Source organism: Pseudomonas sp. BRG-100 (assembly GCF_000737955.1).
Classification (GTDB): domain Bacteria; phylum Pseudomonadota; class Gammaproteobacteria; order Pseudomonadales; family Pseudomonadaceae; genus Aquipseudomonas; species Aquipseudomonas synxantha_A.
The window spans coordinates 4,198,875-4,211,141 of record NZ_JPRX01000001.1; the positions used below are offsets into that span (position 1 = coordinate 4,198,875).

The 12,267-nt window shown below is 52.7% G+C and carries 7 protein-coding genes and 1 pseudogene; 1 reads left to right on the plus strand and 7 read right to left on the minus strand.

Going from position 1 to position 12,267, the window contains the following annotated elements; all coding sequences use genetic code 11:
* Positions 1-13: 13 nt before the first annotated feature.
* The 4 genes from JH25_RS08690 to JH25_RS08675 all read right to left on the minus strand — a co-directional run bounded on the left by JH25_RS08690 (position 14) and on the right by JH25_RS08675 (position 3,817).
* Entirely contained in the window at positions 14-1,447 is a 1,434-nt protein-coding gene (locus tag JH25_RS08690; RefSeq protein ID WP_032879414.1) for an ArnT family glycosyltransferase, read from the minus strand.
* Positions 1,448-1,563: 116 nt separating this feature from the next.
* The gene (locus JH25_RS08685; protein ID WP_032879415.1) at positions 1,564-2,589 is read right to left on the minus strand and encodes a hypothetical protein; all 1,026 of its coding nucleotides are present in this window, start codon (positions 2,587-2,589) and stop codon (positions 1,564-1,566) included.
* Positions 2,590-2,695: 106 nt separating this feature from the next.
* Entirely contained in the window at positions 2,696-2,950 is a 255-nt protein-coding gene (locus JH25_RS08680) for a DUF6124 family protein (protein ID WP_032879416.1), read from the minus strand.
* Positions 2,951-3,298: 348 nt separating this feature from the next.
* A complete protein-coding gene (locus JH25_RS08675) occupies positions 3,299-3,817 on the minus strand; it encodes an isochorismatase family protein (protein ID WP_032879417.1) in 519 nt (172 codons plus the stop codon).
* A 378-nt stretch (positions 3,818-4,195) separates the two neighbouring features.
* On the opposite strand from JH25_RS08675, the gene JH25_RS08670 reads away from it, so the two are divergent.
* A complete protein-coding gene (locus JH25_RS08670) occupies positions 4,196-4,999 on the plus strand; it encodes an HNH endonuclease (RefSeq protein ID WP_032879418.1) in 804 nt (267 codons plus the stop codon).
* Positions 5,000-5,411: 412 nt separating this feature from the next.
* Here the strand turns inward: JH25_RS08670 and JH25_RS08665 are convergent.
* The 3 genes and pseudogenes from JH25_RS08665 to JH25_RS0127275 all read right to left on the minus strand — a co-directional run bounded on the left by JH25_RS08665 (position 5,412) and on the right by JH25_RS0127275 (position 11,237).
* Positions 5,412-6,553 (minus strand): IS3 family transposase gene (locus JH25_RS08665; RefSeq protein WP_164699530.1). Its coding sequence is split into 2 segments (ribosomal slippage): positions 5,412-6,304 and positions 6,304-6,553, totalling 1,143 coding nucleotides; the frame shifts between segments, so codons are not numbered across the junction.
* 131 nt (positions 6,554-6,684) lie between these two features.
* Positions 6,685-9,834, minus strand: a complete 3,150-nt coding sequence (locus JH25_RS08655) for a type ISP restriction/modification enzyme (protein ID WP_081883322.1) — start codon at positions 9,832-9,834, stop codon at positions 6,685-6,687.
* Between the two features lie 169 nt (positions 9,835-10,003).
* Positions 10,004-11,237, minus strand: a pseudogene (locus tag JH25_RS0127275) (integrase domain-containing protein).
* Between the last annotated feature and the right edge of the window lie 1,030 nt (positions 11,238-12,267).

Below are 12,267 nucleotides of genomic sequence, written 5' to 3' on the forward strand. Positions count from 1 at the left end.
CCCCGCGCCGGCCTTACTGCTTGACGAAGTAGTAAGGCTGGCGGTTGATCGCCATTTGCTTGATCACCGTGACCGGCTCTTTCAGTCGGTCGGTGTGGTCCGTCAGCGCAACGTTACCGGGCTTGGCGGTGAGGAAGGCGCGCAGTTCGGCTTCGGTCTGCAGGATCGGCAAGTAGGCCTGCAGATAGAACACGCTGGCGCCGGCGATTCGTTCGTTGGGCTGGAACATCGCCACCGTTCGGCCTTCGTCTTGCAGGGTCTGGACCTGGCTGATCACCGGCACGAAGGAGTGGCGCACATCGGCTTTTGGTGCAAACCAGAACGCTGCGCTCAGGTAGCAGGCGATGGCCAGGGTGAAAACCCCGCCGATGATCTGGCGGTGGTAGCGGTACAGCGTCGGCTTGTGGTCTTTGGCCCACTCCAAGAGCACCCGCGCATATTCGGCGGCCAACACCGCCGCAGCTGGCGTCAGCGCCATCAAATACACCGTGCGTTTGCTGGAAGCCAGGGTCAGCAGGGTGAACTGCGCCACCAGCCACACGCTGAAAAACAGGCGATAGCGGTTGCGCACCAGGCTTTTGCGGAAATGCCACAGGCCCAGGTACACCAGAATATTCCAGGGCAGGAAGGCCTCGGGCAGTTTCGCGAGGTAATAGTAGAAAGGTTCGTAATGCCCGGCTTCGACAAACGAGCCGCTGAAGCGCCCGACGCTATTGGTCCACAACACCTCGCCCACCGCCTGCATCCCACCGCGCTGAAACAGAAACCCCAGCCAGATCAGCAACGGCACCAAGGCCAGCAGCGTGAACAGTGCCGGCTTGAGCCAGTCGCCGATGCGCAGGCGTTTATCCATCAGACTGGTACTGAGCAGGTACACAAAGATCACGATCCCCGGCAGCGCCAGGCCCAACACCCCCTTGCTCAGCGTGGCGATGACCATGCCAGCGGTAAACAACGCCCACGCCCACACACTGGAGCCGTCGCGCTCGGGCCGCACAGCCTGGTAGAACCCCAGCAATGCCATGGTCACACCGAGGCTGAGCAACGAATCCTCACCCACCCCCCGCACATTGCCCCAGTAACTGGCCATGGTCGCCAGAATCAACGCGGCACTGAACGCCAGCGTCTGCGGCCGCCCGAAGCGACGCAGCATCCCGTACAACAGCATCACGCTGAACAACCCGGCAAACGCCGACGCCAGACGCACCGCCCCGGTGCTGGCGCCGAACAAGCGAATCGCAGCGGCATCCAGCCACAGGCTCAGGGGCGGTTTTTCCAGGAAGGGTTCGCGAAACAAGCGCGGCACCACCCAGTCATTGTCCAAGTGCATCGCCATGGCGATCCCGGACACCCGGGCCTCGGTGGAGCCTTGCAGCTCGTGGTTGCCAAGGGCGAAGAAGAACAACAGACCAGCAAGCAGGAGCAGCAGGGGAGCGGGGCGCGTCATGGAATCTGGTTACCGGGGCATGAGACCGATCGGGCGACCGGTCATGGGTAGTCAGGGAGTATACGAGCGCGATTCTTAACCTTTGGTGAACGGCCGTGGGGTTTTTCTCCGGCGGATCAAGGCAGTTTCAAGCTGGGCACTGCCGCTTTGCCTTGTGCGGTCAGCACCGGCTCCAACTGCTCCCAGGTGAAGACCAAGTCGTTGTCGCAGCCGTCACCATTGGCAGGTGTCGAGAGTTGCAGGCCCTGGGTGTTGAAGCTGAGGTGAAAGTTGGAGTAATCGGTGATCGCGGGGCAGCCCTCGTCGGTGGTGGTTTGCTTGGCCAGCCAGGTACTGAAGGCGGCCGGCAGCTTCAAGTGGCCGGAATAGGCGTCATACCATTGCTGATGGCCGCCGAGCCAGGTCCATGGGTCAACCGATTCACCGGTTTGCAGGTTCCAGGAGTGCAGGCCCCAACTGATGCCCATGGCGCCTTGGCCTGCGGCCCAGCGGTAGAACCGCACAGTGAGAAATTGCGATGACCAATAGGCGGGCTCAACCTCGATCTCACTGGTATAGACCGAGCCGTTTCGACCCAGGTATTCACGCCGCTCATAAAAATAGTCGGTTAGATCTTCGTCATTGACGGCCAGAGCGGCGAGTTGCTGGTTGATCTTCTGCACCGCTAAGCTGTCTCCCTCCAGCTTGAGCGTGACGCGGGGGCCTTGGGTCTTGAGCAGGTAGGGATGGTTGTGGAAAGTCTTCTTCTCGGTCTTGATCGGCAGCGGCGCGGCTTCCATGGGCGCGTTATAGGCATCGCTGCCGCAGCCGTCCGTGCCAATGCGGCGTAAAGCCAGTGGCAGCGGCGTGCCGCCATCGGTTTTGCTCCAGGCACCAGAAAGGGTATCGCCCTGAGGTTTTTGCAGGGCCCAGAAACCGGTGTTTCCTTCCTCTACCCAAGGGGCGTTGTCGTTGGCCTGGGTCAGCTGAATCGGGGTACGGATGCGCTGGTAGTAATAACTGCCACGCTCCCCGTCGGCGCCGTTGAAACAGACGGTGATAGCGGATTTGCCCAAGGTGCCTTGCCAGACCCCGTCCAGCTCGGCAGCGGTGGCGAGTGAAGGGATGAAGGCGAGGGTGATGACGGCAAAGGGCTTGAGCACGAGTATCTGACTTCCGGTTGTCTGATAAAGGCCGTCAGGGTAATGGGAAGTGTGAGGGGATGCCAGCGGGCGAGATGCGCTGAGGCAGCTCGCCCGTTTTCGTGTTTTAGGGTTGTGGCGGATGGGTAGTGAATGGCTGGGTGTTCAAGACTCGTTCTACCAGTAGCTCACCCAGAACGATCAATTGCTGAGCAGCCAGCAACTTGTGGCGGTGTGCGCCTTCAAGTTCGAAAGCCAGGTCGGTGGTCATCGCGTTGAGGGAAGCGAGGGTTTCGCTGGCTTGGATTAGCAGGGTTTCGGGGTGGATGTCGTCGGCGAGGATGAAGAGGGTGGTTGGGGGATTGGGGGTGATCTTTTTCATGGCTGAAACTCCTTGATTGGTGGAGTCGCCAGACATCGCTGCTAAACGAAAAGGGTGGCGACCGTACGCGGGTTAGCAGACCAGGAATCAAGGAACCCGGCGCACCCGAAAGTGCCCCACGCACAGCCGCCATGACACGAACCAGCGGATGCTGAAAGCATCGCTCGAACGGATGGTGGCTTTGCAGGCCTTGATATTAACCGAGCTGCTAAACCCGGTCGCTGATTTTGCAGCGACAGGGGAAGGCTAGGCTTGTTGGTTGGAGTGCGCTAGTTCATCAACAGCGCGGTATCTTGCGGGAAAATTCCGAAGCCCAGCCCTGTTGACCTCCCCCATCTTCAGGCTCTGTTAAAAGCTCCAGTCCGCAGCCTGAACCATCTGGCAGAACGGCCCGTTGAGCGTGGCATTGTGATGAGCCACGATGGCCTCGGCTTTCATCAAGGGCGTGTCGGAACAGGTATGACCGTCGGTGATAAGCACCGCATCGAAGCCAAGGTCACGTGCGGCACGGCAGGTACTGTCGATGCAGTATTGCGTTTTCATCCCAGTGACCACCACGCCTGTAGCGCCGCAAGCGCGCAAACTGTCAGCCAGTTCGGTCATCGCAAAAGCACTGGGCCGGCGTTTTTCGAACACCACTTCCCCACCCAGCAACTTCAGCTCCTCTGCAACCAGCGTAAGCGGGCTGCCCGATTCGATTGGCGAGCCAGCAGGGCCGATATGTCGTGCGAGAAAAATCGGCGCGCCTGCGCTGCGTGCCTTGTCCATCAGGGTATTCAGCGTTTCCAACAGTTCGTCGCAGCGCCAGGGTTTCTCCGGGCCGTGGATGAGTCCGACTTGGATATCCAGTATCAACAGGGCGTACATAGGTGCATCTCCTTGCGTGTGAACCAGCAACACAAGGGCATAAAAAAGGCCCTGTCCATCGCTGGCGGGCCTTTGAAATTCGTTTGCTAGTGGCTCACGAAACCTCGCACGCTCCGCTTGAAGCGGTCGTGGTGGTGGTTGTTGAGGTGAGGCAATAGATAGTCATGGGGCGACACTAGCATCGTGGTTGATGGAATGCCAAGTACAAAAAAAGACGTCCTTGGGCGTCTTTTTTATTGATGCCAGGGGAAGCTGAAAAGCTTTCTCATCTTATTAATTTATATAAAGAATAAGAATCTTAAAAAGTTGAGTAGGAATATTTTGTAAGAGGTTTCCTCATTTTTGGTAGGCTTTTGCCATCAGTCGAGAGGAAATGGAATGCCCGCAGTCATCGTTGAAAACGACACATCGCAATGGCAAGACGAGACCGGTGCTGTCTATCACTTCCCCAAGCGGTACCAAGCCTGGCTTGCTGAAGGAACCGAAGTGATCTATTACAAAGGACGCATCAAGGACAAAACCTTTGCTTCTGTCCGCCTCAGCACCGATCCGCATTATTTTGGTATGGCACGCATCGGCAAGGTCTACGCAGACCGGAAGAGTGATAAGGGTGACCTTTTTGCTTTGATCGAAAACTTCACTCCGTTTGAAGGCGCTATCCCCTCGAAAATTAACGGAGCGTACCTGGAGACGATCCCCGTTACTCGCGTGAACAACTATTGGCGTGACGGGGTTCGGTCCATTTCCCAACTGGATTACGATGCAATCCTAAGTCATGCGAAGCTCCTGTCTTTCCAGGCTGACCAGGTCGCGCCAAATTCAGAAGGCGATCCATTGATCTTTGAGTCGGCCAATGAAGGCAGCAAATCAAGTTACTTCGGAACCCGTTACGAACGTCGGAAAGATCTGAGGGTGAAGGCCATTGCTATCCACGGGCTTGACTGCAAGGCATGTGGCTTTGATTTCGAACAGGCGTACGGCGAGCACGCGAAGGGGTTCATTCACGTTCACCATATAGTGCCGATTTCGCACTTTGGTGGTGAGAAAGCCGTGAATCCCGAGACTGACCTCGTTACGTTGTGCGCCAACTGTCACGCCGTGGTCCATCGCAAGCGGGATATGACGCTGAGCGTTGATGAGCTGAAAGGCATGTTGCGCGGGCGATGGGTAATCGAGTCTTAGTTTTCTACTGTGTTCAGCCTACGGTTTTTTTGTGAGGCTGAACCCTGGGTAGTGACATCCACCGGCGGGCCCATTAGCCGTTAAACCGGCAAGTCGGCTCTCAAGGTACTTTGCGGTCTCCTGATCGGTACAGTATAGGTAGCAGCCTTCTATCCCACTGGAAAATGGGACTGGAAGAAGGTGGATTTATTTTTCCCCGTATTTACTGGATTTCAGGCACAAAAAAGACGTCCATAGACGTCTTTTTTCGTTCGTTTGGTGGGCCGGGGGAAGTTGAATTTTAATCCCATATAATTGATTTATATACAGAATAATTTCTAATAGAATTCTCTGGAATACCAATAGGAATACCGTTTCGCGAAAAACGAATCGCTGAGGTCTTTTCAGGGTTTGTGAGTCGCCCCCGGATTCTCTAGACACCTTCCAAGCTCATTGCGTAACGCTTTTCAAACTCTACCGGTGACAGCTGATTGTTGAAACCATGACGGCGTTTTACGTTGTAGGACATCTCGATGTAATCGAACACATCACTACGAGCATCTTCCCGCGTGGTGTAAATTTTTCGCTTGATCCGTTCTCGTTTCAGAAGCTGGAAAAAGCTCTCGGCCACGGCGTTGTCATGGCAGTTGCCTCTGCGACTCATGCTGGCAACCAAATTGTTTGCCTTCAAAAAGCTGCGCCAATCGGAGCTGCTGTACTGGCTACCTTGGTCGGAGTGAACCATCACCTCCTGTTTCGGTTTTCGCCTCCAAACCGCCATCAATAACGCATCAATGGCCAAATCACTGGTCATCTGCGCCTTCATTGACCAGCCAACGACCTGGCGAGAAAACAGATCCAGCACCACTGCCAAATACAACCAACCTTCATAAGTACGAATGTAGGTGATGTCGGTGACCCAAACCTTGTTGGGTTTCACGACATCGAACTGGCGCTTCAGCAAATTGGGTGAGGCGACCGCTGGCTTACCGCCGTACTTTCCAGGGCGGCGTCGATAACCTGTCTGAGAGCGCAGACCTTCAAGACGCATCAGCCTCGCCACACGATGACGACCACAGACCTCGCGCAGATCGCCATGGATTTTGCGATAGCCATAAACACCGCCGCTCTCCAGCCAGGAATGCTTGATCAAAGCCAGCAGTCGTTGGTCGTCTTTGGCGCGTAAAGATTGCGGCTCAGACAGCCAGGCGTAATAACCGCTGGGATGGACTTTCAGCGTCAGGCAAAGCCGTCGAATCGAATAGTCGCCAGCGCGCTGCTGGATAAAGGCGTACTTCAGCCGCACTCCTTGGCAAAGTACGCGGCAGCCTTTTTTAAGATATCTCGCTCTTCAGTGACGCGTTTGAGTTCTGCTCGCAGACGACGCAGTTCAGCGTGTTGATCATCGTCTTGCTGTCGTTCTTCTAGAGGTTTGCTATAGCGCTTTATCCAGGCATAGAGGCTATGCGTCGACACACCAAGACGTGTTGCCACATCAGCAACAGGCAGCTTCTTTTCGGTCACTTGATTGACCGCTTGGATTTTGAATTCTTCGGGGTAACGCGGGTTGCTCATGGCACCTCCTAATTGGCCTCAGTTTAAGGCAAAGGGGTGTCTACGAAACCCGGGGCGATTCACAATATTGAATTGGTGAGCCACTCGCAGCTAATGCTGCGAGCTTTTCGTAGTTTTTACTCACTGAATTTTCAATGCATGGTTATCGTATCCATGATTCGGCTTGTCTCAGAAAGAACTTTGAGGATGCGCTGATAGTGTTTCACATCATCAAAACTAAGTTTGTAGCCTTTCCGGTCTTTTAGCCATTTGTAAGCCGGCTTGTATCCACCTATAAAGAAGTTCCAGACGCTTTCGGGAACAGTGTCAAAGTAATAGTTATCGCTGATCCATATTTTGTCGTCTCTGAACTCAGGCTTTTCTACCACTGCATCACCTTCGCCTCTGAATGTGTAGGGTGTTGCTCCAATCGCGGTGGGGTCCATTAAGTGTAAGTTTCGCAGTTGAGTTCCTTTGTTTGACACGTCCCAAAATTCTTTAGAACTTGCAGGCCAAGGGATGCGCGGGTAGTCAATTTTCAGTAGTTCGCCATATACCTCGCGATAGGCAGGGCAATGCAGAACGCCATAAATATAATCGAAAGCTTGCACCTCGTTTGGCATGCCTAACTTTTCGTCAATAGCGATTTGCTGAAGGCGCTGATACATAGGCAAGTCAAAATTAATTTGCCGCTGATTATCCAAGCCATAATCATCTGGATACAAATACAGTGGGAAATTCATCGCATTCGAACCAGTGGTTCCCGATAAAAATATAGCTTCAGTAATGCACTGTGTTACGAATACATGCGCAAAGCTACGATCCTTGATCGCTTTAGGAGCAAGCAATCCTAGATTCTTACCGCGTGAGTAATGTTGCATAACTTCACTTCGCGGCCTGCAATGGAACCCACGAGAGGTACCAGTGTAATAAGTCCATCCCATATCAAACGGTCGATAACAGATAGGTACAATGTTTTCAATCGACATTGTTGAGTTCAGGTCAGCTTGAGCGGATGCGACGCTCCAGTCTTGCACGTCTTTATTTAGGCCATACTTGGCGCGGGCTTCTTCTACTGGCAAGGCGGCAAAATCTTGCACTCGGTTCCAAAGCGTTTGTTTATTCTTATCAATTGTTAAAGCATCCCGCGATGTGACAATTCCGTTACTGTGGATCGGCATGAATTTGTCCAGCGCGAATCCCTGCTCGTAAATAGCTAGCTGTCCATAGTCTCGACGCGTTAATGCATAGTGCGGGGCTGGAGGAGTCAGCTCTTTCCAAAGTTCGCCAGTTAAACCTGATGATATTAACGCTTCATACTTACCGGCGCGGTCCCCCCAAAGATCTGCGTGGAATACGCGGGCGAGAGTAGCTTGTGCGGGTTTTTTTCCTATATGGAGTGCCCGTTTCTTTACGCCAATAAGGATCGCGACACCCTGTTGGATGTCAAATACGTTCTTGTCAGGAGTGCCATCGGGTGTAACCTCGTCTTTCTTGCTGTTGCCATGCAGATCAAGTACGTAAATTTTGTCAAATGTATTGAGCAGCTGCCAGCGCATCCCACGAAAAGTTGGATTATCCAAATAGCCGTGATTGGTTATGAAGCCCAATACACCCTCTCCATTTTTCTCGATGAGGTGCTCAGCGAGGCGAATGAATTTAACGTAATCGTCGTTAATCCATTTAGGATTACGCTCCTGGAGCTTCTGCTTTCCTCCCGGCTCTTTTTTGTACGCATCCATCAGGCCCATTATCCAGTCACCTTTGTTGGCACTTTCGCCAGCATAAGGAGGGTTGCCAATTACGCACATGATGGGTGTTTGGAGCTTAATCGTATTAGCCTCCCGTGCTTCACGCGTCAGCCATTGAGCCATGAAGAGGTCACGCACGTCACGTTCACCCTCTTCCAAACTGTTGGTCAAGTAGACACCCAGACGAGGAGGCGAACCGCTCGGGCGATACCCTAATTCTGTTAGGATCATATCTAGTTTCATATGACACATTGCATATGAAGCCATCAGAAGCTCGAACCCGTGTAGCCGTGGTATCAAATCTCGCTCTATATAGCTCGACCACATTCCTTCGGCAACATCTTTAATCTTTGGGGCAATGTGTTTTATCACTTCAGCAAGAAAGGTTCCGGTGCCAGTGGCGGGATCGAGAACTTGAACTCTATGCACCTCTTTCTTGATTATTATGTGCTTACCTTTTTTGTCTGCCTGCCCTGTGTCCCAATCAATTGTTACTTTGGAAGTGTCTGCAAGACCATCAGGCAAGCCGAAGTCATTTTGTAATACTTCATCAACCGCCCGAACGATGAATTTCACGACTGGTTCGGGCGTATACCACACACCCCGAGCTTTGCGCTTTGCAGGGTTGTAGGCAGCAAGAAAAGTTTCATAAAAATGAAGGAATGGATCACTTTGCCCCGTGAGCTTACCGAAACCGTGCATAATTTTATGCACGTTGGCAGCTTGGAATACATCAGCTAAATCATCAATAATCCATCGAATACGATCGTCTAAATCTGGACCTGCTAAGTAACCAAATAGGCTCCGTAAAAAGGGATTGGACTTAGGTAACAACTCTAGGGCTTCTTGTCTGCTAAAACTGTTGGGCGAAGTATCATGAAGCCGAGCAGCGAACATTCCATATGCGATCGTTTCCGCGTATATGTCGGCAAAATCTTCGGGCGTTATGTCGTGAATCAAATGCTCGCTGAAAGCCCTATACTGGCCTGATAATTCAGTGTGTAGATCTTCATCGGCTTTTAGCGCCTTGCGCAGAACATCCTTGATGAGACTAGCCTTGCCAGCCATCATTTCGGCCAATACTCGCGGTGAAGATATAGTTTGCAAGCGCTGAGTGATAAAGTCGCGCAACAGGTGTTCCAATACCGGGTATTGGTCTGGGCGAGGTTGAATCCCCATCAAATAGTCGCCGATGGTTATCGATGCGATTAATTCATCGTTGCGATAAAAATCCCAATCTAGGCAGTTGGTATAGATTAGGTTTGGCAACGCTTTTCGGTAGCGCTCTTGCTGCTTTTTGTTGGCGTCTTTCATGTGACGTAATCCAACGCCGATGTCTTTCGCCTCGATATGACCGATTACAATATCCCCACGCTGGATGATGAAATCGGGAGCCCCGCACGCTACACGCTTAGGCTCGTTAAGAGCTATGACATCATTCTCCAAGCTACCAAGGAGTGTCTCAAGAGCGGCGCGATAGGAATGTTCAGTAGCCGACCCGTTTTTATATACGGTAGTTACTTTTCTTACGAAATCTTCGATGATTTTCAAGCTCGTCTCTCAGGGAAAGTGCATCGTTGTAAGGCAATCGCTGTGATTACGCCGTCCGGGGTTCAGACTCAGCATGCGAATGATGGTGCTGGAATACGGCTAAATGTTATTTAGTCATGCGGCGCTCGATGGTCAAGATTACTGCCGTACGATAAGTCATATCTAGCACTCAATTCCCAGCACCAATGATTGCTGACATCGAAAGACTTCCGGTAGCTGCTTCCTGAATGTGTTCGCTCCACCACTGCATCATTGGGCGCCTGCGCTCGATATAGTCAGCCCGATTATAGGCGCTACGCACCTCGTCCTTATCGACATGAGCGAGTGCAACCTCGATCAACTCAGGGTCCCAGCCGTGCTCGTTCAGTATTGTGCTCGCCATTGAACGCATACCGTGGCTAACCAGACGTCCCGCAAATCCCATCCGCTTAAGCGCCATGTTGGCGGTCTGGCTGTTGCAATGGGTGCGCGGATTTCGATCTGCGGGGAACACATATTCACGGTGTCCACTGAGGGGCTTGATAGCTTCCAGAAGCTCGAGCGCGTGCTGCGTGAGCGGGATTATATGCGTGCGGCGCTTTTTCATCCGCTCCGGTGGGATCGTCCATATCTGCTTTTCGAGGTCGATGTCTGCCCACCGAGCAGTAGCGGCCTCTGCTGGACGCGTCATGGTTTGGAGTTGCCACTCGATCAAGCAGCGTGTTGTTCTTTTGATACTGGCATTGGCGACCTAGCATCAGTTCTTTCGGCTCATCCGGCGCCAGCGCCGCCATGTTCTGCTTCTTCGGTTTTTTAAAGACAGAGCGGATGCCACTGAGCGGATTTGAAAAAATCAGTCCGGCATTCACCCCGTAAGTCATGATCTCGTTGAGACGCTGGCTAAGCCGCTTAACCGTCTCTAGGCTCCCTTTTGACTCAAGAGGTCTCAGCAATTTAATCACCGCTGGCGCAGTGATTGCTGAAATCGGCGTCAGCGCCAGGTCGGAAAAGACGTGGAGCGTTAAAGAGCGCCAGATGTCTTCAGCGTACGCGGTGGTGACTGAGTCTTTCTTGAGATCAAACCAGGCGGTGGCCACGTTTTTAAACGTGTGCTCAGTAGTCGCCTTTAATGTCTGCCGATCCGTGTCACGCTTCTCCTTAGGGTCGAGACCCTGGGCAACCAGCGCCCTGGCGCCAACGGTGCGTTTCCGTGCTTGAGCCAGGCCTACCTCTGGGAAAGTACCCAAACCCATGTTGATCCGTTTCTTGGTCACCGGGTGGATGTAATTGAAGTTCCAAAGCTTCGACCCATTGGATCTGATCCTCATCTGAAGGCCGTCACCATCAGTGAACGCGTAGTCCTTCTCCCTTGGTTTAGCGGCCTTGACTTTGACGTCCGAAAGGTGCGCCGCTCGAGCTCCCATGGTGTATTCCAAGCTATTTATGTATTCCAAAACTTAGCAGGTGAGCGCTTGGAATACCACTTGGAATACACGAGCTAACAGATGTTCCTGGACTCTCAAAGATGTCTATGGAGTCTAAGTCCCTGTATTTACTGGATTTCAGGCACAAAAAAAGACGTCCGTGGACGTCTTTAGATGATGAAGTGGTGGAGCCGGGGGGATTAAAGATTTATACATAAGATATTGTTTTAAATGGATTTATTTAAAAGTTCATTATTAAATGCCCCCATAAGTGCCCCCGTGCACGTATTTCCGATGAGCGGCTATTTAAGGAGTTGAACTGGCGTCCTGAATCTCGTTAGCGACCGGGCGAGGCCAGTCAACCATCGGGAGCATTTAATAGAGTCGGTCGTGTACAGCACAACCTCGGTTAGCTGGCCAGAAGGGTTTGATGCCCAGCTCAGACCGGTTGCTGGGTAGATGTCAGGTCACGCAGTTGGGTTTTTTCAGCGGCAGCACACCATGGGCTCATCTAAGACGATTTGAGCTGAGGTGCGGTATGAGACACTCGATGGTTACCTGCCAGAACTGTGGCAAAGCGATGGTTCCGAGAGCGTCATATAGCCGTGGTTTCTGGGGGTATTCGCCTTCGTCCAATCATTGCCCCTTTTGCCTGAGTGAGAACTGGCACGGCGGAAATCCAGCATTAGGGGCTCGGCTGTTCGCGTTGGTAGGCCTAGCTCTTGGTGTTCTGGCCTGCGTATTGGTGGGGGCTCTTCTGTTCAAGGTGCAGTGGTGGCTTGGTGTCGAAGGACAGTGGTCTCTATTGACGCTTGGCACATGTGCTGTGTCGGTTACCGCGGGATACCATTTTTACAACTGGTTTGTTGATTGCTGACCGGTGATCGTGCTGTGGAAGGCAGCAATCGGCCGATTCTGTTGAAAAAGTCGGCCATGGTTTGCGCATCAGAAAAGTACGCGTCCGAGATTGAAATCTTTACTTTTGGCAGAGGCTTCCGGACTCGGATTGCACGTAGCAGCGTGCAAAAAA